This window comes from Pseudomonas sp. HOU2, assembly GCF_040729435.1.
Lineage (GTDB): Bacteria > Pseudomonadota > Gammaproteobacteria > Pseudomonadales > Pseudomonadaceae > Aquipseudomonas.
On sequence record NZ_CP160398.1, the window covers coordinates 5,252,858 to 5,276,094 of the forward strand.

Sequence of the window (23,237 nt, forward strand, 5' to 3'; positions counted from 1 at the left end):
CCTCGCCACAGGTCATCGCTGATTTCAGCGGTGCGTAGCAATCCAGATCAACAACCCCGCCTGAAACACCGCAAACGCCACCAGACACGTAATGGTGAAGCGCAGCCCGGCGTCTTCACGCTTGAACTTGCTGACTTTGTCTTCCTGCTTCTTCAGCTTCACTTCCTGCTCGGCCAGATTTTGCTCGGCCTGTTGCAGCATCTGCGCCGCTTCGAGAATCTCGACGATCTGCAGCTTTTCGCTGTTCCAGTCGCCCAGCAAGTCACCGACCTGCACCTGTTTGACGCTGCCCTTCAAGTGCTGGGCATCGGCGTACACCACATCAAAACCATGCACACGCAAGAAGTGATCGCGGCGCAGACGGGTGTCTTCGTTCAGCGCGTCCTTGTTGTTCAGGTCGATGCCGTCGACGGTGTAGGCGGGCCAGCGTTTTTTCGCCCAGTTGATGCCTTGCGCGGCCATGAAGCGGCCGATGCCACGGTTCAACGGTTCAATCTGCAAGCCGCTGTCGGGGCCGAAATGCACACGTTTGCTGGTGTGATTGACCCACACATCCAGATGGTTCTGCTCTTTGCGCACGCGCTGACCGGGCAGTTTGATCGCCATGCGCATCAGGCTGTGTTCTTTGCTGTTGCGCTCGGCATAGCCGAACTCGACAAAGCGCAACGGCCGGCCACCGGTGTGACGGTCAGTCTGCAGGGGGGCCAGGCGGAGCATCTTGTGGTGCTCGACGCTGACGTCCGCCCATGGCAGCTCGACCGCTGGCGGTGCGTCTTTTTCAGCGGTGGTGTCGGGTGAAGTCGGGGTATCAGTCATAACGGCGAGATCCTGTCCAAGCCCTGCTTGTCGCCAGCCGATACGCTGGCGACAAAGGCTTATCGGCCGTTTTTTGCAGGACTGGAGGGCAAACTACGGTTAACGGTTGCGAATGCCGTCAATAAATTCGATGAGTTTGCCACCCAGTTCCGCCGCCAGCGGCAAATTCGGGTCCTTGTAGGAGGCCAATTGCCGCTTCACATCGGCGGGGACGATGCGCATGACGTGGTTCATGCCTTCGATCACCACCAGTTCGGCGTCGGGTTTCGCGGCTTTCAGCGCCTGCGCATCGCCGACGCCGACCTGCATGTCGTTGCTGCCCTGAACGATCAGCGCCGGCATCTTCAGTTGCGCAAAAGCCTTGGCCGGGTCCTGGCGGAACAGCGAAATCAGGTACGGCTGCACGCTCGGGCGGAAGATCGGTTGCAACGGCGCCGGCACGTCGGCATCGGTGTGACCGGCCTTGAGGCTGTCGAGAATCTGGTTACTGCGCAGCATCAACGGTGGCGGCAGGCTGCGCGCCAGTTGCTCGCGGATCACCTGATCCACCGGGCGCGCGCTGCCGGACAGCGAAATCAGCGCAGCAGCATCTGCGCGAGGAGCGGCGAGGGTGGCAATCAGTGCGCCTTCACTGTGACCGAGCACAATCAGCGGGCCGAAGCGCGGATCGCTTTTCAGCTTCTGGCTCCACGCCACGGCGTCGTCGACGTAGCCTTCCACCGACAGATTGCGCTCGTCAGGCGTGGCCGGCCGGCTCGCAGCCACCCCGCGCTTGTCGTAGCGCACGCTGGCGATGTTGTGTTTGGCCAGCACCCAGGCCAGCCGCTTGAGGCTGTCATTGCGCCCGCCATCGGGGTTGTTGCCGTCACGATCTGTAGGACCGGAGCCGGCAAGGATCAGGACAACCGGCACCGGGCTGTCGGATTTTGGCAGCAACAGCGAGCCGAAAAGTTCACCGTTGCCGGTGTCCAGAGAGATCGGGCGCTGCAGGACAGTCGCGTGGGCAAAGCCGGTAAACAGGGTAAGACTCAAGATCAGAACTCGCAGCATCATCACGCCATCATTCGCCAAGGTGCCGGTTGGACTCACCAACACCGCTAAGGTTCGAGGATGAACTACTCGGTTAGCCTGCGTATACTGGCGCGCATCACGAATTCGGGTTTGATTTCACGGAGCGTCCTGCATGTCCGGCAATACCTATGGCAAGTTGTTCACTGTCACCACCGCTGGCGAAAGCCATGGTCCGGCGTTGGTCGCCATTGTCGACGGCTGCCCGCCGGGCCTGGAGATTTCCCTCGACGACCTGCAGCGCGACCTCGATCGCCGCAAGCCGGGCACCAGCCGCCACACCACCCAGCGCCAGGAAGCCGACGAAGTCGAAATCCTCTCCGGCGTGTTCGAAGGCCGCACCACCGGCTGCTCGATCGGCCTGCTGATCCGCAACACCGACCAGAAGTCCAAGGACTACTCGGCGATCAAGGATCTGTTCCGCCCGGCGCACGCCGACTACACCTACCACCACAAATACGGCGAGCGCGATTACCGCGGCGGCGGTCGCAGCTCGGCGCGGGAAACCGCCATGCGTGTGGCGGCAGGGGCCATCGCGAAGAAATTCCTCGCCACCCAGGGCATCGTCATCCGCGGCTACATGAGCCAGCTCGGCCCGATTGAAATTCCGTTCAAGACCTGGGATTCGGTGGAACAGAACGCCTTCTTCAGCCCGGATCCGGACAAGGTCCCGGAGCTGGAAGCCTACATGGACCAGTTGCGTCGCGATCAGGACTCGGTCGGGGCGAAGATCACCGTGGTTGCCGAAGGCGTGATGCCAGGCCTCGGCGAGCCGATTTTCGACCGTCTCGACGCTGAACTGGCGCATGCGCTGATGAGCATCAACGCCGTGAAAGGCGTGGAAATCGGCGCCGGTTTCGCCTGCGTCGCCCAGCGCGGCACCGAGCATCGCGATGAACTGACCCCGGAAGGTTTCCTCAGCAACAATGCTGGCGGCATCCTCGGCGGCATCTCATCCGGTCAGCCGATCGTCGCGCATCTGGCACTGAAGCCGACGTCGAGCATCACCACCCCGGGCCGTTCGATCGACATCCACGGCAACCCGGTGGACGTGATCACCAAGGGCCGTCACGACCCGTGCGTCGGCATCCGCGCCACACCGATTGCCGAAGCGATGATGGCCATCGTGCTGATGGATCACCTGCTGCGTCATCGTGGGCAGAACGCCGACGTGCGCGTCAGCACCCCGGTGCTGGGTCAGCTTTGATGGTTGATCGCCAAGCCGTCGCGGTCTGACCGTGGCGGCGCTCCCGTACTGGCGGCTGTCCAGTTTCTATCTGTTCTATTTCGCCTTGCTCGGCTCGACAGCGCCGTTTCTGGCGCTGTACTTCGATCATCTCGGCTTCAGTGCTGCGCGGATCGGCGAACTGGTGGCGATCCCGATGCTGATGCGCTGCGTGGCGCCGAACATCTGGGGCTGGCTCGGCGACTACACCGGCAAACGCCTGGCCATCGTGCGCTTCGGTGCGGTGTGTACGCTGCTGACGTTCTCGCTGATTTTCGTCAGCAAGACCTACGCCTGGCTGGCGATGGTCATGGCGTTGCACGCGTTCTTCTGGCATGCGGTGTTGCCGCAGTTCGAAGTCATCACCCTCGCGCATTTGCAGGGGCAAACCGCGCGCTACAGCCAGATTCGCCTGTGGGGCTCGATCGGTTTCATCATCACCGTGGTCGCGCTGGGCCGTTTGTTCGAATGGCTGAGCCTCGACATCTACCCGGCGGCGCTGGTGCTGATCATGGCCGGTATCGTCCTCAGCAGCCTGTGGGTGCCGAACGCGCAACCGCCGCAAGGCAATCGGCCGAGCGGGGAGGGCTTTCTCAAGCAATTGCGCAGCCCCGGTGTGCTGGCGTTTTACGCCTGCGTTGCGCTGATGCAGATGAGTCATGGGCCGTATTACACCTTTCTGACTTTGCACCTTGAACGACTCGGTTACAGCCGTGGCACGATCGGCATGCTCTGGGCTGTGGGCGTGGTCGCCGAAGTGCTGATGTTCATGGCGATGAGCCGGATTCTCGCGCGGTTCTCCTTGCGCCGCGTGCTGATGGCGAGTTTTCTGCTAGCGGCGCTGCGCTGGTTGCTGCTAGGTTCGTTCGCCGAATTCCTCTGGGTGCTGTTGTTTGCCCAGGTGCTGCACGCGGCGACCTTCGGCAGCTTTCATGCGGCTGCCATCGCGTTCGTGCAACGTAGCTTCGGTGCGCGTCAGCAAGGTCAGGGCCAGGCGCTGTACGCGGCGCTGGCCGGCACTGGTGGCGCGCTGGGTGCGTTGTATTCCGGTTACAGCTGGAATGCCCTCGGCGCGACATTGACCTTTAGTATTGCCAGTCTCGCGGCGCTCGCTGCTGCCGTTATCATTGCCACACGTATGCAAGAGGACAGGCCATGAGCCTTACGCGTGAACAGCTCGCCCAGCAGATCGTCGACGCCGGGCGTTTTCTTTATGGTCGCGGCTGGTCGCCGGCCACCAGCAGCAATTACTCGACGCGTCTGTCGCCGAGCGAAGCGCTGCTGACCGTGTCCGGCAAGCACAAGGGCCAGTTGGGTGTGGACGACGTGCTCGCCACGGATTTGTCCGGCAACAGCCTGGAACCGGGCAAAAAGCCCTCCGCCGAAACCCTGCTGCACACCCAGCTCTATAGCTGGCGCGCGGAAATCGGTGCGGTGCTGCACACCCACTCGGTGAACGCCACAGTGCTGTCGCGCCTGACGCCACAAGACTATATCGAGTTCGAAGACTACGAACTGCAAAAGGCCTTCAGCGGCATCTCGACCCACGAATCCCGGGTGCGCGTGCCGATCTTCGACAACGATCAGGACATTGCGCGCCTCGCCGCCAAGGTGCAGCCTTGGCTCGACGCCCATCCCGATTGCGTCGGTTATCTGATTCGCGGCCACGGCCTCTATACCTGGGGCGCGCAGATGAGCGATGCCCTGCGACAGATCGAGGCCTTCGAATTTCTGTTTGAATGCGAGTTGAAAACCCGCAGCGTCATGAACCGCCAAGGCTGACTTCACCAGAAGCCGCCCATTTGCCTGATCAAATGCACTGCCCGACCGGTCTGCAAGAACCGGACGGCAAGGCCGATACCGAGGAATTGCCCATGAGCAGCCTGTCCGTCTATCACGTTTCCAGCCCCGAGATTCCGAACAAGGTGCTGACCCATTTCGAAGACATCGCCTCGACGCTCGCCGAGCAGGGCGTACGCTTCGACCGCTGGCAAGCCGCGGCGAAGATCCAGCCCGGAGCCAGCCAGGAAGAGGTGATCAGCGCCTATCAGGAGCAGATCGACAAACTGATGACCGAACGCGGTTACATCACCGTCGATGTGATCAGCCTCAACAGCGATCACCCGCAAAAAGCCGAACTGCGCGCCAAGTTCCTTGAGGAGCACCGCCATGGCGAAGACGAAGTGCGCTTTTTCGTCGCCGGTCGTGGCCTGTTCACCCTGCACATCGACGATTACGTCTACGCGGTGTTGTGCGAGAAGAACGACCTGATCTCGGTGCCGGCCGGCACCAAACACTGGTTCGACATGGGCGAGCACCCGCACTTCGTGGCGATTCGCCTGTTCAACAACCCGGAAGGCTGGGTCGCCAATTTCACCGGCGAAGACATCGCCGGTCGCTTCCCGCGGCTGGAGGACTGAGCCGATGTCGATCAAAGCCATTGTCACTGACATTGAAGGCACCACCAGCGCGGTGAGTTTCGTGTTCGACGTGCTGTTCCCGTACGCCGCCAAACACCTGCCGGACTTCGTGCGGCAGAACGCCGAACGTACCGACGTCGCCGAGCAACTCGACGCCGTGCGCCGTGACAGCAATGCACCGCAGGCCGATGTTGAACGGGTTGTTGAAATTCTCTTGAGCTGGATCGAGGAAGATCGCAAAGCCACGCCGCTCAAAGCCTTGCAAGGCATGGTCTGGGCGCAGGGTTATCACGCCGGGCAGTTGAAGGGGCATGTTTACCCGGATGCCGTTGAAGCGCTGCAACGCTGGCACGCGGCGGGTTATCAACTGTTTGTGTATTCGTCGGGTTCGATCCAGGCGCAGAAGCTGATCTTCGGCTGCTCCGAGGCGGGGGATCTGACACCGCTGTTCAGCGGTTACTTCGACACCACGTCGGGGCCTAAACGCGAAGAACAGTCCTATCGCAACATCCAACAGGCGATTGGCGTCGAACCGGGGGAGATTCTGTTTCTGTCGGACATCGTCGAGGAACTGGATGCCGCGCAGGCTGCCGGTTTGCAGACCTGTGGCCTGGCCCGCGAGGGTGGAGAACTGGGAAGCCATATCACCGTCGACAGCTTCACCGGCATCGAACCCGAAGCCTTCTAACCACACAAGTCCCTGTAGGAGCTGCCGAAGGCTGCGATCTTTTGATCTTGATTTTGGTATTAAAGATCAAGATCAAAAGATCGCAGCGTTCCGCAGCTCCTACATAAAAAGCGTGCACAAAAAAACAGGCCGGGCAGTGAAAGCTGTCCGGCCTGTTTTTGTTTAAAGCTGTTTAAAGCTTCGAATCAATTACAGCGAGTGATACGTCGGCAACGCAAAGCGCTGCTGGCTTTGCAGCATCGCAATTTGCGGCAGCTCACTGGCTTCTTCCGCCAGGTCACGACGAATCGCGCTGATTGCCCACGACAGCTGGTCGGCATTGTGCATTTGCTGATACGTCAGGGCGCGTTTGAACACTTTGCCTTCACTGCTGCGCAAGGTCAGCAGGATCCCGCCATCGGGACGTGGCGCAGTGGTGACGGTGAAGTTGGAGAACAGCGAGGTAAATTTCTCTTGGATCAGGCTCATGTCTTTCAGCTCCGTATGCACTTGAATGGCAAGCATGCAAAGGAGGTTGCAGTGATTGTGCCAGCACGCGAAAAAATAAAAACCTATATAAATCAATAGCTTAAAAATCGTTAAATTTGCAGGGGTCGTGCAAACTGCATGAATGGCCATCGTGCATCCTGCATTTTGCGGGATTCTCATGAGTTGCACGGAACCAAATGGCAAAGGCGCAATCACCGCCGCCAAGCGTGACAGGGCGGATACAAAACATTGCAAAAACCGCGTGTACAGGCCGAGAAGCGCTGACGTATTTTCGATCTCGACCCTGCTCACGATGCAGGTCATGCCCACAGCCCGAACAATAAAAAACCGGCCGACCAGGCCGAACGGGGAGCTGCCATGAGTCACGCGCCGAGCGACACGATTACCTGGAGCATGATGCTCCGCAAACTGCCGACGATCGCCAAAGCCATCCCGCGGGTGGTCAAGGGCATGAAAGTCGCCAACGTCACGGATCCGACCCAAACGTGTGGCCTCGGCTGGACCTTCGAGCAAGCCACGTTGCGCAACCCTGACGGCGTGGCATTGCTGCAGGACAACGTCTTGCTCACCTATTCGCAGGTCAACCAATGGGCCAACAGGATTGCCCATTATCTGAGTGCGCAGGGCATCGGCAAGGGTGATGTGGTGGCGGTGTTCATCGAAAACCGCCCGGAACTGCTGGTGACCATTCTGGCGCTGGCCAAGGTCGGCGCAGTCAGCGCGCTGCTCAATACTTCGCAGACCCGCGACACGCTAATTCACAGCATAAATCTGGTGGCGCCAGTGGCGATTGTCCTCGGTGAGGAACTGCAGCCGGCGTTTGCCGCGATCCGCGAGCAGGTGTCGATCCCGGCGCAGCGGACCTGGTTTATCGCCGACCGTGATACCTATAGCCACCCGGGCATTGCGCCCGAGGGCTACATCAACCTGATCAGTGCCAGCGCCGATGCGCCCGGTGACAACCCGCCCAGCAGCGGCGAAGTGTTCTTCGACGATCCGTGCTTTTACATCTACACCTCCGGCACCACCGGTCTGCCCAAGGCCGGCGTGTTCAAGCACGGGCGCTGGATGCGCAGCTCCGCCAGCTTCGGCATGATCGCCCTGAACATGGGCCCCGACGATGTCGTCTATTGCACCTTGCCGCTGTACCACGCCACCGGCCTTTGTGTGTGCTGGGGCTCGGCGATCAATGGCGCTTCCGGGTTTGCGATCCGCCGCAAGTTCAGCGCCAGCCAGTTCTGGTCGGACGTGCGTCGCTACAACGCAACCACCCTCGGCTATGTCGGCGAGTTGTGCCGTTATCTGGTCGATCAACCGGCCAGCGCCGATGACAGCCGTCACGCGGTGCGCAAGATGATCGGCAACGGTTTGCGCCCCGGCGCCTGGGCCGAGTTCAAGACCCGGTTTGCCGTCGAGCACATCTGTGAGCTGTACGCGGCGAGCGACGGCAACATCGGCTTCAGCAATATCCTCAATTTCGACAACACCATCGGTTTTTCGCTGATGGCTTGGGAACTGGTGGCCTACGACCACGACAGCGGGCAGCCGTTGCGCAGCGCTGATGGTTTCATGCGCAAGGTCAACAAAGGCGAGCAGGGTCTGTTGCTGGCGCGGATCGACGAAAAAGCCCCGCTGGACGGTTACACCGATCCGCAGAAAACCGCCAAGGTGGTATTGCACGATGTGTTCAGCAAGGGCGACCGCTTCTTCAACACCGGCGACTTGCTGCGCAATATCGGTTTCGGCCACGCGCAGTTCGTCGATCGCCTCGGCGACACCTATCGCTGGAAGGGCGAAAACGTCTCGACCACTGAAGTGGAAAACCTGTTGCTGCAGCACCCGCATATCTCCGAGGCCGTCGCCTACGGTGTCGAAGTGCGTAACACCAATGGTCGTGCCGGCATGGCGGCAATCACGCCCGCCGAGTCACTGGCGACCCTGGATTTCACCGAATTGCTCGCATTCGCCCGTCAGCGCATGCCGGCCTATGCGGTACCGCTGTTCCTGCGGGTGAAGGTGAAAATGGAAACCACCGGAACCTTCAAATACCAGAAGACCCGCTTGAAAAACGAAGGCTTCGACCCCGGCCAGACGGGCGATGACCCGATCTACGCGTGGTTGCCCGGCACCCAGACTTACGTGCAGGTGACGGACGCAGTTCTGGCCGATATTCATCAGGGCAAATATCGTTATTGAGGTTGGCTATGGCACGACTTGAGAAAAAGGGGGTGACAGCTATGGTCGCGCTCGGGAAACTGTCGGCTTTGCGAATAACCGAAAGTGGAGTTGCCCCATGTCTGACCAAAGCCGCCAGATGACCCCTGAAGAAGCTGCCGAATTCACCGAGCAGGTGTTCAACAAGGCGCGCGAAGGTGATGCGCTGATGCTTGATCGGCTGATCAGCGCCGGTTTGCCGGTCAACCTGAAAAACAGCAAGGGCGACACCCTGCTGATGCTCGCCAGCTACTACGGTCACGTCGATGCGGTACAGGTGCTGCTCAAGCACAAGGCCGATCCGGAAATGCGCAACGGTAATGGCCAGAGCCCGATTGCCGGTGCCGCGTTCAAAGGTGACCTTGCGGTGGTCAAGGCGTTGGTGGAGGCGGGCGCGGAGATTGAAGGTTCGTCCTTCGATGGTCGTACCGCGTTGATGATGGCGGCGATGTTCAACCGTGTTGAAATCGTTGATTACCTGATCGGCAAAGGTGCGAATCCGCAAGCCAAGGATGCCAATGGCGTCACCGCGCTGGACGCGGCCCGCACCATGGGCGCGGTCGATACCACGGCGCAGCTGGAAAAATTGCTGGCCTGAACTCGATTCTCCAGTTGATGTGAATCCTGTGGCGAGGGAGCTTGCTCCCGCTCCAGTGCGCAGCGCTGGTAAAAATGGTGAAATCACTGTTTGGGGCCGCTTCGCGCCCCAGCGGGAGCAAGCTCCCTCGCCACAGTTGTTCTGTGTGCAGCCTGAGGCTGCAATGCGCTATCCTCCGCGCCCTCAAATTCAACCTTCCACAGGATCTACCCTCATGAAAGCCGCCCTCGTCGAACTCATCAGCAAAATCAGCTCCGGCTGCATGGGCGAGGACGAGATCCTGAACGTGGCCGACGAAGCGGCGCAGGCCTACGCTGATGCCGATGCCTTCCTGGCGGCCAACCCGGACATCAACTACGACGACAGCTTCCCGATCCCGCTGGGCGAGTGGGTGGTGGTCGGCAGCCTGCCGGAAACCGTGCTGTTCCAGGCTGATACCTACGCTGACCTGTTCGCGCAGATCGTCGCCTCGTTCGGTCCGGGCGTGGATTTCAACCTCAAGCCCAAGCAACTGGCCAAGACCGAAGCGCTGACCGCACTCAACCGCATCCAGGTGCAGATGAGCAGCCTGAACAAGGAAAACGGCGGTTACACGCTGATGAACTTCAGCCAGTTGCTCGACGACGAGCTGCAAGTGGTGCTGGTCTACGGCAATGACGTGCCGCGCGTGCTGGAACTGTGCGCCGAAGTCGGCATCGCTGCGGCGCCTTCGCTGGAAGCGCTGAAGGTCGCCGTTCACGTCTGAACGCAATAAAAGGGAACCCTGCGCGCGACCGTCTATCCTAAAAGTGCATGCCACTATTCTGGAGCGACACCATGGGTTCCACGTTCAACGGTCTGATTGGCCTGATCATTCTTGCCCTCGACATCTGGGCCATCATCAACGTACTGAAAAGCGGCGCCGAGACCGGGATGAAAATCCTCTGGGTCCTGCTGATCATCCTCCTGCCGGTACTGGGCCTGATCATCTGGGCGATCGCCGGGCCACGGGGCAACGTGCGGGTCTGACCACAACTTTGAAAGTACCCCATAACCTGTGGGAGCTGGCTTGCCAGCGATAGCATCGCAGCGGATTCACTGACAGACCGCGTTGATTGCATCGCTGGCAAGCCAGCTCCCACAAGGTTATGCGGATTGCCGATGAACAGAGGTTCGACCTGTCATCTTCGGCAACGTAGAATGCGCGCCTTTCCCGGGCAATCGTCCCCACGATCGACGCCCGCGCATTCATCGGAGCACTTGACCATGACCGTCACCAAGACCAGCGAGTACCTGGAAACCCTCTACGAAGGCTACGGCCAGCGTTTTCGCATGGAAAAACTGCTGCACGAAGTGCGCACCGAACACCAGCACCTGGTGATCTTCCAGAACCCGCGCATGGGTCGGGTAATGGCGCTGGACGGCGTGATCCAGACCACCGAAGCCGATGAATTCATCTACCACGAAATGCTCACCCACGTGCCGATCCTCGCCCACGGCACCGCCAAGCGCGTGCTGATCATCGGCGGCGGCGACGGCGGCATGCTGCGCGAAGTGACCAAGCACGCCAGCGTCGAGCACATCACCATGGTCGAGATCGACGGTACTGTGGTCGACATGTGCAAGGAATTCCTGCCGAACCACTCCAAGGGCGCCTACGACGACCCACGGCTGAACCTAGTGATCGACGACGGCATGCGTTTTGTTGCCACCACCACGGAAAAATTCGACGTAATCATCTCCGACTCCACCGACCCGATCGGCCCGGGCGAAGTGCTGTTCTCGGAGAACTTCTACCAGGCCTGCCACCGTTGCCTGAACGAAGGCGGGATCCTCGTGACCCAGAACGGCACGCCGTTCATGCAGATCGATGAAGTCAAGACCACCGCCGGCCGCCTGCGCAGCCTGTTCCCGGACTGGCACTTCTATCAGGCGGCCGTGCCGACCTACATCGGCGGTTCGATGACCTTCGCCTGGGGCTCGACCAACCCGGCCTACCGCAAGCTGAGCCGTGAAACCCTGCAACAGCGCTTCATCGGCAGCGGCATCGTCACTCGCTACTACAACCCGGAAATCCACATCGGCGCATTCGCGCTGCCACAGTACGTGCTGCAGGCGATCAACAAGCCCAGCAACGACTGACCAGGTCGATGGATTCCTTGTGGCGAGGGAGCTTGCTCCCGCTTGAGTGCGCAGCACTCACAAAATCTGCGATTTCTAAATATTTTGGGGCCGCTTCGCAGCCCAGCGGGAGCAAGCTCCCTCGGCACAAAATTTTTCCAGTCATGAAAATGATGTTTTTTTCATGTTCGTGCGCCGCAATCCTTTTGAACGATCAATCTCGCCAAAAGTCGAGATAGATGTAAGCCCATTTGCGGGTTTGATCGAGGAGGCACCGATGCAAAAGTGGAAAGTCACTTTCGTGGACGATCATGGTGAAATTGTCGATGAGGTGTTCGAGCGCGCGGAATGCCCCAGCGACGACGAGGCTGCACGCCTGATCAAGGAACGGCTTCTGCCCGTGGCCGCCGAACTGGATCTGAACGATCTGGAAGGGCGCACCCCCGACGCCGGGGCGAAAAGCCTGAAAACCCAGAACAGCATCGAAATCCGCAGCATCACTCCAATCTGAAAACTTCCTTTCATCCGAAGCAACCAGGCCTTGGCAGCAGCTCTACCTTGGGGCTAATCTGCAAGCGAGATCAGCGAAACGATCGCTAAGGTCTGGTCTTGTCAGCTACATGCTTGTTTCCCGCCGGCAACCCGTTTGCCGATGTACTTTTGGCCTGTAAGGCCCGGGGCGGGAATACGGAAAGTCTATCCATCTATCCGAGGGGGACGATTCATGAGCACAGCCTATCAAGAAGACATCAGCAGCAATGTTCTGCGCCGCATGAAAGAAGGCGGTTTCGACTTTTCCCGATTCCATCCCATCGAGTTCTACGCCATTTTCCCGGACGAGGAGCGGGCGCGCAGGGCGGCAGGCAAATTTCGTGGTGAATCCATCAATGCCCAGGTCAGTGCGCGCGACGATGGCGCCTGGTCGCTGGAATTGAGCAAAGTGATGTACGCGACCTATGACGACATTGGCGATTTCGAGCAGGGCTTCTCTGCCGTGGTCGAGCCGCTGGGCGGCATCATCGAAGGCTGGGGCGTCAAGCAGGAGGTGCGCAACCGCCATCGTCTGAACTGATCTCTGGTTTAGCTTTTTTAAAGTCAAAAGATCGCAGCCTTCGGCAACTCCTACAGGTGATTGGTAGGAGCTGCCGGAGGCTGCGATCTTTTGCTTTTGCTTTCAAAACATTTCAGAAAGGCAAAAAAAAGCCACCGGAGAGGGTGGCTGAAAGGGAAGACCGATAAGGAGAGGAAACCGGTCAGGGTCACGGCCTGCGGGGACTGCACGGGCAGTCCGGATCAGGTGGGCTGCAGCCTCCCTTGTGGGAAGTTTGCAGCGGATGCGCGGATTATCCGCAGCCCGGCGCAAGCAGTGAAATCAACTCTGACTATGCTGGTGATAGGCGATGCAATGCGTCGCAATGAAGCGGGGGCAATCCGCTTGGGGCATTTGCCGCACAGGAATGGTGCGGTGCTTGCGGCGTGATTATCCAAGCGATTGAAATCAAAGCGTTTATGCCGATGGCACGGGCCTTGCGAAGGCCTGTAGGTCCGGGTGACAAGGAGTACGGCATGATCCGCACCTATTTTGATGAAATGTACGATGCCGGCGGCCAGGTCCGCCCGCATTACCGCGAGTTCGCCCGCTGGCTGGCGGACACGCCTGACGAGTTGCTGGCACAACGGCGACGCGAGGCCGATCTGCTGTTCCACCGGGCCGGGATTACCTTCACGCTCTATGGCGATGAGCAGGGCACCGAGCGCCTGATTCCATTCGACACCATTCCGCGCAGCATTCCCGCCAGCGAGTGGCGGATCGTCGAGCGCGGCTGCATCCAGCGGGTCAAGGCGTTGAACATGTTCCTCGCCGACCTTTATCACGAGCAGCGCATCATCAAGGCCGGGATCATCCCCGCCGAACAGGTGCTGGCCAACGAGCAGTACCAGTTGGCGATGCAGGGCCTGGATCTGCATCGCGATATCTATTCGCACATTTCCGGCGTCGATCTGGTGCGCGATGGCGACGGCACCTACTACGTGCTCGAAGACAACCTGCGCACCCCGAGCGGCGTGAGCTACATGCTCGAAGACCGCAAGATGATGATGCGCCTGTTCCCCGAACTGTTCGCCGCCCAGCGCATCGCGCCCATCGACCACTATCCGAACCTGTTGCTCGACACGCTGAAAAGCTCCAGCCCGATCGACGATCCGAGCGTGGTGGTGCTGACGCCGGGGCGTTTCAACAGTGCGTTCTTCGAACATGCCTTCCTCGCACGGGAAATGGGCGTTGAACTGGTGGAGGGTGCCGACCTGTTCGTGCGCGACGACAAGGTCTTCATGCGCACCACCGACGGGCCGAAAGCGGTGGACGTGATCTACCGCCGTCTCGACGACGCGTTCCTCGATCCGCTGGCATTCAACCCCGACTCGATGCTCGGTGTGCCGGGGCTGTTGTCGTCCTATCGCTCGGGCAACGTGGTGCTGGCCAATGCCATCGGTACTGGCGTGGCGGACGACAAATCTGTGTACCCGTTTGTCACCGAGATGATCCGTTTCTACCTCGACGAAGAACCGATCCTGAAGAACGTGCCGACCTGGCAGTGCCGTAACCCCTCGGAACTGTCCCATGTACTGGCCAATCTTGCGGATCTGGTGGTCAAGGAAACCCAGGGCTCCGGCGGTTACGGAATGCTGGTGGGGCCGGCGTCAACCACGGCGCAGATCGATGCGTTCCGTGAGCGGATCAAGGCCAAGCCCCACGCGTACATTGCGCAACCGACGCTGTCGCTGTCGACCTGTCCGACCTTTGTCGAAAACGGCATTGCGCCGCGCCATATCGACCTGCGTCCGTTTGTACTGTCTGGCCGCGAAACCCGGGTTGTGCCCGGCGGTTTGACCCGTGTCGCCCTGCGTGAAGGCTCCCTGGTGGTGAACTCCTCTCAGGGCGGCGGAACCAAGGACACCTGGGTGGTCGAGGATTGAAGGAAGCTTGCCATGTTAAGTAGAACTGCCTCGGATCTGTACTGGATGTCGCGTTACCTGGAGCGGGCGGAAAACCTCGCACGGATGCTCGATGTCAGCTATTCGCTGTCGCTGATGCCGCAGGACGGTCGCGGCGACGGTTTGCACGAACTGGCCATGCCGCTGTTGATCACCGGCACCCTCGACGATTACCTGGAGCGTCACGGCGAACTGCATGCCGAACGCCTGCTGCATTTCTTCGCCCTTGACGCAGCCAACCCGGCGAGCATCTACAGCTGCCTCGGCGCAGCGCGCGCCAGTGCGCATGCGGTGCGCGGGCGCATCACCGCGGACATGTGGGAGAACATCAACGCCACCTGGCTGGAGATTCGCGGCATTGCCGAGCAAGGCCTCAGCCGCTACGGCATGAGCCGCTTCTGCGAGTGGATCAAGGAACGTTCGCACCTGTTCCGGGGCGCGTCCTACGGCACGATCATGCGCAACGATGCGTTCCGTTTCATTCGTCTGGGGACGTTCATCGAGCGTGCTGACAACACGCTGCGCCTGCTCGATGCGCGCTATGAAATGGCTGGCGATCAGGCAGAAGCGGTCAGCGACGGCACCGCCCACGCCTATTACCAGTGGAGTGCGCTGTTGCGAGCGCTGTCATCGTTCGAGGCCTACACCGAGATCTACCGCGACGCCCCCGGCGCCCGGCATGTCGCCGAGCTGCTGCTGTTGCGCGCCGATGTACCGCGCTCGCTGCGCGCCTGCACCGAGGAAATCGACCAGATCCTCGCCCAGTTACCGGGTGCCAATGGCCGTCCGGCACAGCGCCTCGCTGCTGAGATGGACGCACGCCTGCGCTACACCGGCATCAACGAAATCCTCGCTGAAGGCCTGCACGCCTGGCTCACCGAATTCATCCCGCTGGTGCGCCAGCTGGGCAACGCGATTCACAGTTCATACCTGGAGGCTGCATGAGACTTTCCATTAGCCACGAGACCACCTATCACTATGAAGATCAGGTGCGGGCGAGCATCCAGTATCTGCGCCTGACCCCGCACGACAGCGAGCGTCAGCACGTGTTGAGCTGGCAGCTCGACCTGCCGCGTCCGGTGCGCGCCCAGCTCGATCCGTTCGGCAACATCCTGCATGTGCTGACCATGGACGAACCGCACGAAGCGATCATTATCGGCGCCCGTGGCCAGGTCGATATCGACGAATTGCGCGAGGCTGAGCATGAGAGCCAGTCGGCGCTGCCGTTCCTGCGTTTCACCCGTCTGACCGAGGCCGACGAAGCGCTACGGGCGTTTGCCGACAAGTCCTGCAAGCAGCGACGTGATCGCACCGCGCTGATCGACTTGATGCACGGTTTGAACCAGCACATCAGCTACACGCCGGGTTCGACTGAAGTCGACACCAGCGCCGCCGAAGCCTTTGCCGGGCGCGCCGGGGTTTGTCAGGATCACACCCATGCGTTTCTGGCGTGCGCGCGTAGTCTGGGAATTCCGTCGCGTTATGTGTCGGGTTATCTGTACAGCGAGGACGCCGAGCATCTGGCCAGTCATGCCTGGGCCGAAGCGTGGCTGGATGACGCCTGGTACAGCTTTGACGTTACCAACCAGTTGGCCCGCCCGGAGCGCCATCTGAAACTGGCGGTGGGCCTGGATTATCTGGATGCCTGCCCGGTACGCGGCATGCGCCGGGGTGGTGGTTGTGAGCAGATGCATGCCAAGGTGTTCGTGTCGCCGACGCCAGTCATTTCCGTGCAACAACAGTAGATCCGGGATATCGCTATCGCTGGCAAGCCAGCTCCTACAGGATTACCGCGAATTCAGAGTCAGCGCGAACCTGTGGGAGCTGGCTTGCCAGCGAAGAGGCCGGTGATATCACCGCAACGCTTATGGCTTAACCTTGCGCCCAGCCATGTGCTGCAGATAACCGATCAGCAACTGCAAGTCCCCCTCTGGCAACACATCCGCCGAAAACCCCGGCATCTTCGCCTGCGGCCACTGGCGCAAACTCTGCGGATCACGAATGTAGCGCTTGAGGAAGTCCGCGCCGAAATACTCGGTCGGGTTGTACGGAATATTCAGATCCGGCCCGAACTGCGCATCCCCGGCACCGTTCAACCGGTGACAGGCCAGGCAATTCTTCTGAAACAGGGCAAACCCCTGATTCACCGGGTCATCCGTTTTCAGCTTGGGATCCGGCAGCAGGACAGGGAAGCGCTCGGCCACTGGTGCCATGCGTTTGATGCTCGCCACCTGGAACGGCCATTGTTCCGGGCTGATATTGCCGGCCTGCGGGTCGGTCCACACCAGATAGAACGGCCCGGCACTGTGCTTGCCTTCGGACAGTGGCGGCCACGGCTGCGCCGGATCCTCGATCGCCAGCCAGGCCTGCGCGCCTTTTGTGTTGAGCAACGGTGCAGCGTTCAGTTCGGCGGCAAACCCGTCAAGTGCCACCGCTTGCAGGTGATCGGTCGGTTTGATCCCGGTGAGCAGCGCCGCCACGGGCACGGCGCGATAAGTCATGTCCTTCTTGTAGGACACATCGTTGTTGATGGTCAGAGTTTGTGCTTGCGGATGCTTGAGCAACTCTTCGGTCTGCCAGGTGCGACTGTTCTCGCCCAGTTCCAGCATGAGCTGCGCCGCAGACAAGGGCATGCTCAGCAGCAAGGCCCAGAACACAATGAGCGTTTTCAAATGATCGCCGTCCCTGTCGTGGAAGTGCGCAAAGGTTCGCACAGCCACGCTGGCCCGGGTAGCGGGCCAGTCACATTTTGTCTGGTGATAGCGGGCGCCTGCCGCTTGAGTCAGCCAATCACCTTGGTCAGATTGGGCAAAATCAACAACAGCGTCGTGGCGAAAAGAATGAGTCCTGCTTGACGAACTTTCGGTTGTTTGAACATGGCTTGACCGCCTTTTTTGTTATTTCCTGATGTTTGCCTGCATATCCATGACGGCAAACGCTGCACTTCCTGTTGAAGAACGTCGGCCCCGGCAAAACCCGACGACCCTGACGTACATGTACTACCTTAGAGGCCACGTCACGCTTGGCTTAGATCCATTTCATATGTATTTGTTGCTGTTTGCGATAAAAACGGCATGAGGCTTATTGCCAGCTTCCTCGCCGCCCGCTGGCTAGACAACTCGCTGACCTGAACCGGTTCACCTGAGGCTAAATGACCGTCCGTCTGAGCGTGCGCGTCAACATCATTGAGCGCTGTGGTCATTGAATCCATGCGCGCTCAGGACAACAGTGACAGCACGAAATTCACTCACCGCACAGGTTCGAGGACGTCATGACCCAAGCTTTGATTTTCGATGCGTTACGCACGCCCCGCGGCAAAGGCAAGGCCGATGGCGCGCTGCACAGCGTCAAACCGGTGAATCTGGTCGCCGGGTTGTTGACCGCGCTGCAAAGCCGTACCGCGCTGGACACCAGTCAGGTCGATGACGTGGTGCTCGGCTGCGTCACGCCGATCGGCGATCAAGGCTCAGATATCGCCAAGACCGCAGTGCAGGTGGCCGACTGGGATGTCAGCGTCGCGGGTGTGCAGATCAACCGCTTCTGCGCCTCGGGCCTGGAGGCAGTGAACCTCGGCGCGATGAAAGTCCGGTCCGGTTTCGAAGACCTGGTAGTGGTGGGGGGCGTCGAGTCGATGTCACGGGTGCCGATGGGCAGCGACGGCGGCGCCTGGGCACTGGATCCGCAAACCAATCTGCACAGCCACTTCACCCCGCAGGGCGTTGGTGCGGACCTGATCGCCACCCTTGAGGGCTTCAGCCGTGAGGATGTCGATGCCTACGCGTTGCACTCGCAGCAAAAAGCCGCACGGGCGCGGGCCGACGGTTCGTTCAACAAGTCGCTGGTGCCGGTGCAGGATCAGAACGGCATCATCCTGCTCGACCACGACGAATTTATTCGCGCCGAATCGACGATGGAAGGCCTGGGCAAACTCAAGCCGAGTTTCGAGATGATCGGCCAGATGGGGTTTGATGCCACCGCGCTGCGGGTCTACAGCCACGTCGAGCGGATCAACCATGTGCACACGCCGGGCAACAGCTCCGGCATCGTCGATGGCGCGGCGCTGATGTTGATCGGCTCCGAAGCCAAGGGCCGTGCGCTCGGCCTGCAACCGCGGGCCCGGATCGTCGCCACGGCGGTGACCAGTACTGACCCGACCATCATGCTCACCGGCCCGGCACCGGCCACGCGCAAGGCCTTGGCCAAGGCCGGCTTGCGCGTGGAAGACATCGATCTGTTTGAGGTCAACGAGGCGTTTGCCTCGGTGGTGCTCAAGTTCATCAAGGACATGGCGGTCGACCCGGACAAGGTCAACGTCCACGGCGGCTCGATCGCCATGGGCCACCCGCTGGGCGCCACCGGTTGCGCGATCCTCGGCACCTTGCTCGATGAACTGGAAGCCCGGCGCCTGCGCTACGGCCTGGCGACGCTGTGCGTCGGCGGCGGCATGGGCATTGCCACCATCATCGAACGCCTCTGAGCCCCGAATTCAAGGAACCTTGTTATGAGCCAAGCCATTCGTTACGAAAAAGGCCAGGACGGCATCGTCGTGCTGACCATCGACATGCCGGGCCAGAGCGCCAACACCATGAATGCCGTGTACCGCGAGGCCATGGGTGCCTGCGTGGCGCGGCTGGTGGCGGAAAAAGACAGCATCGCCGGGGTGATCATCACGTCGGCGAAGAAAACCTTCTTTGCCGGCGGCGACCTCAATGAACTGATCAAGATCGGCAAGCCCGAGGCCAAAGCTTTCTATGACATGGTGCTGAGCCTCAAGGGGCAATTGCGCACCCTGGAAACCCTCGGCAAACCGGTGGTCGCGGCGATCAACGGCGCCGCACTCGGCGGCGGCTGGGAAATCTGCCTGGCCTGCCATCACCGGGTGGCGCTGGACGATGCGGCGGTGCAACTCGGTTTGCCGGAAGTGACGCTGGGCCTGCTGCCGGGTGGCGGCGGGGTGGTGCGCATGGTGCGCATGCTGGGCATCGAAAAAGCCCTGCCTTATCTGCTCGAAGGCAAAAAGGTCCGTCCGCAACAGGCATTGCAGGCCGGTTTGATCGATGAACTGGCGGCGGATCGCGACGAGTTGCTGGCCAAGGCGCGCGCCTGGATTATCGCCAACTCGACTGCAGTTCAGCGTTGGGACGTGAAGGGCTATCAGATCCCAGGTGGCACGCCGTCGAATCCGAAAGTTGCGCAGATGCTGGCGATAGCGCCGTCGATCCTGCGCAGCAAAACCCAAGGCACGCTGCCGGCGCCAGAGAAGATTCTGTGTGCGGCGGTGGAAGGCGCGCAGGTCGATTTTGACACCGCGCACCTGATCGAAACCCGTTACTTCACCGAACTGACCACCGGGCAGATCTCGAAAAACCTGATCGGCACCTTCTGGTTCCAGCTCAACGAGATCAACGCCGGTGGCTCGCGCCCGCAGGGCTTTGCGCCGTATGTCACGCGCAAGGTCGGTGTGCTGGGCGCGGGCATGATGGGCGCCGGGATCGCCTTCGTCAGTGCCTCGGCCGGCATCGACGTGGTGCTCAAGGACATCAACCTGGCGGCGGCCGAGAAGGGCAAGGCGCATTCGGCGGCGTTGCTGGACAAGAAAGTCGCCCGTGGCCAGATGACGGCTGAGAAACGCGAGGCGGTGCTGGCGCGGATTCACGCCACTGAAGATGATGCGGATCTGGCGGGTTGTGATCTGATCATCGAGGCGGTGTTCGAGGATCGCGAACTGAAGGCAAAAGTCTCGTCGGCAGCGCAAAAAATTGTCGGTTCTGATGCGGTAATCGCCTCCAACACGTCGACTCTGCCGATCACCGGACTGGCGACCGCAGTACCCGATCAAAGCAAGTTCATCGGTCTGCATTTTTTCAGCCCGGTGGACAAAATGCCGCTGGTGGAAATCATCAAAGGCGCGCAGACCAGTGCTGAAACCCTGGCGCGAGGTTTCGACTTTGTTCTGCAAATCAAGAAAACCCCGATCGTGGTCAACGACAGTCGCGGTTTCTTTACCTCGCGGGTATTTGGCACCTTCACCAATGAAGGTATCGCCATGCTCGGCGAGGGCGTGAGCGCGCCGATGATCGAGACCGAAGCGCGCAAGGCCGGGATGCCGGTCGGGCCGCTGGCGATCTCCGACGAAGTTTCCCTCAGCCTGATGAGCCATATCCGTCAACAAACGGCCAAAGACCTGCAAGCGGAAGGGAAAGCGCTGACAGATCATCCGGCGTTCGCTGTGATTGACTTGTTGCTCAACGAATACAAGCGTCCGGGCAAAGCCGCTGGCGGTGGTTTCTACGATTACCCGGCGGGTGGTCAGAAACATCTGTGGCCGGAGTTGAAGACGCGCTTCGAGAAGGCCGACGGGCAGATTTCGCCGAAAGATGTGCGTGATCGTCTGTTGTTCGTGCAGGCCCTGGAAACCGTGCGCTGCGTGGAGGAGGGCGTGCTCACCTCAACGGCGGATGCCAACGTCGGCTCGATCTTCGGCATCGGTTTTGCGCCGTGGACCGGCGGCGCCTTGCAGTTCATCAATCAGTACGGCGTGCAGGACTTCGTCGCACGCGCGCAGTATCTGGCCGAGCAGTACGGCGAGCGCTTTGCGCCACCGGCGCTGCTGCTGGAAAAAGCCGCGAAAGGCGAGCTGTTTTAAGTGATCGGGTGAACGCTGCGGGGCTTGCCTTGCCGGGGTGTTTCAAGGCAGGCTCTGGGGTGTTCATTATTCCCATCACGTGTCAGGTATTTTTTATGTCGCTACGCATCTGCATTCTGGAAACCGACATCCTGCGTCCGGAACTGGTCGATCAATATCAGGGTTACGGGCAGATGTTTCAGCGCCTGTTCTCGCAGCAACCGATTGCCGCCGAGTTCACCGTGTACAACGTGATGCAGGGCGAATACCCCAGCGACGACCTGACCTTCGATGCGTACCTGATCACCGGCAGCAAGGCCGATTCGTTCGGCACCGACCCGTGGATCCAGACCCTCAAGCAATACCTGCTGACCCGTTACGAGCGCGGCGACAAGCTGCTCGGCGTGTGTTTCGGCCATCAACTGCTGGCGCTGCTGCTGGGTGGCAAGAGCGAGCGCGCCAGCCAGGGCTGGGGCGTCGGCACCCACAACTACAAACTGGCGGCCAAGGCGCCGTGGATGAGCCCGGTGCGTGAAGAGCTGACGCTGCTGATCAGTCACCAGGATCAGGTCACCGCACTGCCGGAAAACGCCACGGTTATTGCCTCCAGCGATTTCTGCCCGTTTGCCGCGTATCACATCAATGATCAGGTGCTGTGCTTCCAGGGGCACCCGGAATTCATTCACGACTATTCGCGGGCGCTGCTGGATCTGCGCCAGGACGCGCTGGGTTCGCAGATCTACTCGAAAGGCGTGGCCAGTCTGGAGCAGGAGCACCATGGCACCACGGTGGCGGAATGGATGATGCGGTTTGTGGCGCACAAGCCTGAGGCAGCAGCCATTTAAGACCTGACATTTACCTATGTGGCGAGAGAGCTTGCTCCCGCTCGGATGCGCAGCAGCCGTAATTTACGGCAACTTGATTTCTGTATGGGGGTGCTTCGCACCCCAGCGGGAGCAAGCTCCCTCGCCACAGGACTACAACCATCCCGACCTCTTGAAACTCGCCCACAAACTCACACATCCCACCGTGATAAACCCCAGCACGGCGAAATAGCCGTAATGCCAGCTCAGCTCCGGCATGTTCTGGAAGTTCATCCCGTAAATCCCCGCCACCGCCGTCGGGAACGCCAGAATCGCCGCCCACGCGGCAAACTTGCGTTGCACCACACTCTGCCGTGAGGCCTCCAGCAACACACCGATCTCGATGGTCTGGCTGGCAATGTCCGCCAGCGTGGTCAGGTCTTCCATCTGCCGGGTGACGTGAATCTGCACATCGCGAAAGTACGGACGCATGTTCTTGTCGATGAACGGGAAGCTCAGCTTCTGCAGCTCCTCGCCGATCTCCACCATGGGCGCTGCATAGCGGCGCAGGCGCAACACGTCGCGGCGCAAGCCGTGGAGTTTCTGAATGTCATGCTCGTTCAATGCACTGCACAGCACGTTGCGCTCCAGCTCATCGATTTCGGCATGGATCGCTTCACCCACCGGCTGATAGTTTTCGATCACGAAATCAAGAATTGCATACAGTACGAAATCTTCCCCATGCTCCAGCAACAGCGGTCGCGCCTCACAGCGCTGGCGGACATGCGCGTAGGACGCCGAGTGACCATTGCGGGCGGTGATGATGTAGCCCTTGCCGGCGAAGATATGCGTTTCGATGAACTGCAAAATGCCGTGTTCGCGGATTGGCGAGTAGGTGACGATAAACAAAGCGTCGCCAAAGGTTTCCAGCTTCGGCCGGCTGTGTTTCTCCAGGGCGTCCTCAATGGCCAGTTCGTGCAGGTTGAACTGACGTTGCAGTTTGGCCAGCTCCTGAGCGTCCGGCTCTTCCAGTCCGATCCAGACAAAGTGTCCGGTTTTCGCAGCCCAGGCAGCGCCTTCGTCAAGCGTGATATTGGTGACTTTCTTACCAGCGCTGTAAACCGCAGCAGCAACAACTCGACCCATGGTGGTGGTTCACTTCTTCTTGGCAGATGGCAGGGAGTACAAGGCTTCAGC

Annotated in this window: 23 protein-coding genes; 18 read left to right on the forward strand and 5 right to left on the reverse strand. The window is 60.3% G+C overall.

Translation table 11 applies throughout. From position 1 onward, the window contains the following. Positions 1-24 precede the first annotated feature (24 nt). Positions 25-816: a hypothetical protein gene (locus ABV589_RS23850; RefSeq protein ID WP_367083935.1), complete on the reverse strand. Its 792-nt coding sequence runs from the start codon at positions 814-816 to the stop codon at positions 25-27. Between the two features lie 99 nt (positions 817-915). Beyond that, a complete protein-coding gene (locus tag ABV589_RS23855; RefSeq protein ID WP_367083936.1) occupies positions 916-1,869 on the reverse strand; it encodes an alpha/beta fold hydrolase in 954 nt (317 codons plus the stop codon). A gap of 130 nt (positions 1,870-1,999) precedes the next feature. Between ABV589_RS23855 and aroC the strand changes: the two genes are divergently transcribed. The 5 genes from aroC to mtnC all read left to right on the forward strand — a co-directional run bounded on the left by aroC (position 2,000) and on the right by mtnC (position 6,217). Then, the gene (gene aroC / locus ABV589_RS23860) at positions 2,000-3,091 is read left to right on the forward strand and encodes a chorismate synthase (protein ID WP_095667109.1); all 1,092 of its coding nucleotides are present in this window, start codon (positions 2,000-2,002) and stop codon (positions 3,089-3,091) included. A 31-nt stretch (positions 3,092-3,122) separates the two neighbouring features. Beyond that, positions 3,123-4,268, forward strand: a complete 1,146-nt coding sequence (locus ABV589_RS23865; protein WP_367083937.1) for an MFS transporter — start codon at positions 3,123-3,125, stop codon at positions 4,266-4,268. Further along, a complete protein-coding gene (locus tag ABV589_RS23870; protein ID WP_367083938.1) occupies positions 4,265-4,891 on the forward strand; it encodes a methylthioribulose 1-phosphate dehydratase in 627 nt (208 codons plus the stop codon). The genes ABV589_RS23865 and ABV589_RS23870 overlap by 4 nt, the downstream gene beginning before the upstream one ends. 92 nt (positions 4,892-4,983) lie before the next feature. Then, complete coding sequence (locus ABV589_RS23875) at positions 4,984-5,529, forward strand: acireductone dioxygenase (protein WP_027613329.1); 546 nt, start codon at positions 4,984-4,986, stop codon at positions 5,527-5,529. A gap of 4 nt (positions 5,530-5,533) precedes the next feature. Next, on the forward strand, positions 5,534-6,217 hold the full coding sequence (gene mtnC, locus ABV589_RS23880; protein WP_367083939.1) for an acireductone synthase: 684 nt from the start codon (positions 5,534-5,536) through the stop codon (positions 6,215-6,217). Positions 6,218-6,406: 189 nt separating this feature from the next. Here mtnC and ABV589_RS23885 read toward each other — a convergent pair whose 3' ends face one another. Further along, positions 6,407-6,685, reverse strand: a complete 279-nt coding sequence (locus ABV589_RS23885) for a DUF3509 domain-containing protein (protein ID WP_045121953.1) — start codon at positions 6,683-6,685, stop codon at positions 6,407-6,409. Between the two features lie 378 nt (positions 6,686-7,063). Here ABV589_RS23885 and ABV589_RS23890 point away from each other — a divergent pair, with 378 nt between their 5' ends. The 10 genes from ABV589_RS23890 to ABV589_RS23935 all read left to right on the forward strand — a co-directional run bounded on the left by ABV589_RS23890 (position 7,064) and on the right by ABV589_RS23935 (position 16,357). Then, on the forward strand, positions 7,064-8,902 hold the full coding sequence (locus ABV589_RS23890; protein WP_367083940.1) for a long-chain-acyl-CoA synthetase: 1,839 nt from the start codon (positions 7,064-7,066) through the stop codon (positions 8,900-8,902). Between the two features lie 97 nt (positions 8,903-8,999). Continuing rightward, a complete protein-coding gene (locus ABV589_RS23895; RefSeq protein WP_007960690.1) occupies positions 9,000-9,518 on the forward strand; it encodes an ankyrin repeat domain-containing protein in 519 nt (172 codons plus the stop codon). Positions 9,519-9,732: 214 nt separating this feature from the next. Continuing rightward, on the forward strand, positions 9,733-10,263 hold the full coding sequence (locus ABV589_RS23900; protein ID WP_367083941.1) for a hypothetical protein: 531 nt from the start codon (positions 9,733-9,735) through the stop codon (positions 10,261-10,263). A 71-nt stretch (positions 10,264-10,334) separates the two neighbouring features. Then, positions 10,335-10,526, forward strand: coding sequence for a PLDc N-terminal domain-containing protein (locus tag ABV589_RS23905; RefSeq protein WP_007960694.1), 192 nt, complete (start codon positions 10,335-10,337; stop codon positions 10,524-10,526). A 237-nt stretch (positions 10,527-10,763) separates the two neighbouring features. Beyond that, complete coding sequence (gene speE / locus ABV589_RS23910) at positions 10,764-11,639, forward strand: polyamine aminopropyltransferase (RefSeq protein ID WP_041068886.1); 876 nt, start codon at positions 10,764-10,766, stop codon at positions 11,637-11,639. Between the two features lie 256 nt (positions 11,640-11,895). Further along, on the forward strand, positions 11,896-12,129 hold the full coding sequence (locus ABV589_RS23915) for a hypothetical protein (RefSeq protein ID WP_007960696.1): 234 nt from the start codon (positions 11,896-11,898) through the stop codon (positions 12,127-12,129). Between the two features lie 213 nt (positions 12,130-12,342). Further along, positions 12,343-12,690: a ribonuclease E inhibitor RraB gene (locus ABV589_RS23920; RefSeq protein WP_007960698.1), complete on the forward strand. Its 348-nt coding sequence runs from the start codon at positions 12,343-12,345 to the stop codon at positions 12,688-12,690. A 494-nt stretch (positions 12,691-13,184) separates the two neighbouring features. After that, entirely contained in the window at positions 13,185-14,594 is a 1,410-nt protein-coding gene (locus ABV589_RS23925) for a circularly permuted type 2 ATP-grasp protein (protein WP_367083942.1), read from the forward strand. A 12-nt stretch (positions 14,595-14,606) separates the two neighbouring features. Further along, a complete protein-coding gene (locus tag ABV589_RS23930; protein WP_007960702.1) occupies positions 14,607-15,557 on the forward strand; it encodes an alpha-E domain-containing protein in 951 nt (316 codons plus the stop codon). Continuing rightward, the gene (locus ABV589_RS23935; RefSeq protein ID WP_027613320.1) at positions 15,554-16,357 is read left to right on the forward strand and encodes a transglutaminase family protein; all 804 of its coding nucleotides are present in this window, start codon (positions 15,554-15,556) and stop codon (positions 16,355-16,357) included. The genes ABV589_RS23930 and ABV589_RS23935 overlap by 4 nt, the downstream gene beginning before the upstream one ends. Positions 16,358-16,477: 120 nt before the next feature. Here ABV589_RS23935 and ABV589_RS23940 read toward each other — a convergent pair whose 3' ends face one another. After that, positions 16,478-17,245, reverse strand: coding sequence for a cytochrome c (locus ABV589_RS23940; RefSeq protein ID WP_367086226.1), 768 nt, complete (start codon positions 17,243-17,245; stop codon positions 16,478-16,480). 638 nt (positions 17,246-17,883) lie between these two features. Between ABV589_RS23940 and ABV589_RS23945 the strand changes: the two genes are divergently transcribed. From ABV589_RS23945 to ABV589_RS23955, 3 genes are all read left to right on the forward strand, one after another. Then, entirely contained in the window at positions 17,884-19,089 is a 1,206-nt protein-coding gene (locus ABV589_RS23945) for an acetyl-CoA C-acetyltransferase (protein WP_367083943.1), read from the forward strand. Positions 19,090-19,113: 24 nt separating this feature from the next. After that, positions 19,114-21,258 carry a 3-hydroxyacyl-CoA dehydrogenase NAD-binding domain-containing protein gene (locus tag ABV589_RS23950; protein ID WP_367083944.1) on the forward strand — a complete coding sequence of 715 codons (2,145 nt, stop codon included), beginning with the start codon at positions 19,114-19,116 and terminating at the stop codon, positions 21,256-21,258. 95 nt (positions 21,259-21,353) lie between these two features. Continuing rightward, complete coding sequence (locus tag ABV589_RS23955) at positions 21,354-22,082, forward strand: amidotransferase (RefSeq protein WP_123586182.1); 729 nt, start codon at positions 21,354-21,356, stop codon at positions 22,080-22,082. A gap of 132 nt (positions 22,083-22,214) precedes the next feature. Here ABV589_RS23955 and ABV589_RS23960 read toward each other — a convergent pair whose 3' ends face one another. Next, the gene (locus ABV589_RS23960; RefSeq protein ID WP_007960718.1) at positions 22,215-23,186 is read right to left on the reverse strand and encodes a magnesium and cobalt transport protein CorA; all 972 of its coding nucleotides are present in this window, start codon (positions 23,184-23,186) and stop codon (positions 22,215-22,217) included. Positions 23,187-23,237 lie beyond the last annotated feature (51 nt).

What these genes read in the sequence shown, in the direction of transcription:
- ABV589_RS23850 (WP_367083935.1), bottom strand. Translation starts at nt 816, where the DNA reads ATGACTGATACCCCGACTTCACCCGACACCACCGCTGAAAAAGACGCA.
- ABV589_RS23855 (WP_367083936.1), bottom strand. Translation starts at nt 1,869, where the DNA reads ATGATGCTGCGAGTTCTGATCTTGAGTCTTACCCTGTTTACCGGCTTT.
- aroC (WP_095667109.1), top strand. Translation starts at nt 2,000, where the DNA reads ATGTCCGGCAATACCTATGGCAAGTTGTTCACTGTCACCACCGCTGGC.
- ABV589_RS23870 (WP_367083938.1), top strand. Translation starts at nt 4,265, where the DNA reads ATGAGCCTTACGCGTGAACAGCTCGCCCAGCAGATCGTCGACGCCGGG.
- ABV589_RS23875 (WP_027613329.1), top strand. Translation starts at nt 4,984, where the DNA reads ATGAGCAGCCTGTCCGTCTATCACGTTTCCAGCCCCGAGATTCCGAAC.
- mtnC (WP_367083939.1), top strand. Translation starts at nt 5,534, where the DNA reads ATGTCGATCAAAGCCATTGTCACTGACATTGAAGGCACCACCAGCGCG.
- ABV589_RS23885 (WP_045121953.1), bottom strand. Translation starts at nt 6,685, where the DNA reads ATGAGCCTGATCCAAGAGAAATTTACCTCGCTGTTCTCCAACTTCACC.
- ABV589_RS23890 (WP_367083940.1), top strand. Translation starts at nt 7,064, where the DNA reads ATGAGTCACGCGCCGAGCGACACGATTACCTGGAGCATGATGCTCCGC.
- ABV589_RS23895 (WP_007960690.1), top strand. Translation starts at nt 9,000, where the DNA reads ATGTCTGACCAAAGCCGCCAGATGACCCCTGAAGAAGCTGCCGAATTC.
- ABV589_RS23900 (WP_367083941.1), top strand. Translation starts at nt 9,733, where the DNA reads ATGAAAGCCGCCCTCGTCGAACTCATCAGCAAAATCAGCTCCGGCTGC.
- ABV589_RS23905 (WP_007960694.1), top strand. Translation starts at nt 10,335, where the DNA reads ATGGGTTCCACGTTCAACGGTCTGATTGGCCTGATCATTCTTGCCCTC.
- speE (WP_041068886.1), top strand. Translation starts at nt 10,764, where the DNA reads ATGACCGTCACCAAGACCAGCGAGTACCTGGAAACCCTCTACGAAGGC.
- ABV589_RS23915 (WP_007960696.1), top strand. Translation starts at nt 11,896, where the DNA reads ATGCAAAAGTGGAAAGTCACTTTCGTGGACGATCATGGTGAAATTGTC.
- ABV589_RS23920 (WP_007960698.1), top strand. Translation starts at nt 12,343, where the DNA reads ATGAGCACAGCCTATCAAGAAGACATCAGCAGCAATGTTCTGCGCCGC.
- ABV589_RS23925 (WP_367083942.1), top strand. Translation starts at nt 13,185, where the DNA reads ATGATCCGCACCTATTTTGATGAAATGTACGATGCCGGCGGCCAGGTC.
- ABV589_RS23930 (WP_007960702.1), top strand. Translation starts at nt 14,607, where the DNA reads ATGTTAAGTAGAACTGCCTCGGATCTGTACTGGATGTCGCGTTACCTG.
- ABV589_RS23935 (WP_027613320.1), top strand. Translation starts at nt 15,554, where the DNA reads ATGAGACTTTCCATTAGCCACGAGACCACCTATCACTATGAAGATCAG.
- ABV589_RS23940 (WP_367086226.1), bottom strand. Translation starts at nt 17,245, where the DNA reads ATGCCCTTGTCTGCGGCGCAGCTCATGCTGGAACTGGGCGAGAACAGT.
- ABV589_RS23945 (WP_367083943.1), top strand. Translation starts at nt 17,884, where the DNA reads ATGACCCAAGCTTTGATTTTCGATGCGTTACGCACGCCCCGCGGCAAA.
- ABV589_RS23950 (WP_367083944.1), top strand. Translation starts at nt 19,114, where the DNA reads ATGAGCCAAGCCATTCGTTACGAAAAAGGCCAGGACGGCATCGTCGTG.
- ABV589_RS23955 (WP_123586182.1), top strand. Translation starts at nt 21,354, where the DNA reads ATGTCGCTACGCATCTGCATTCTGGAAACCGACATCCTGCGTCCGGAA.
- ABV589_RS23960 (WP_007960718.1), bottom strand. Translation starts at nt 23,186, where the DNA reads ATGGGTCGAGTTGTTGCTGCTGCGGTTTACAGCGCTGGTAAGAAAGTC.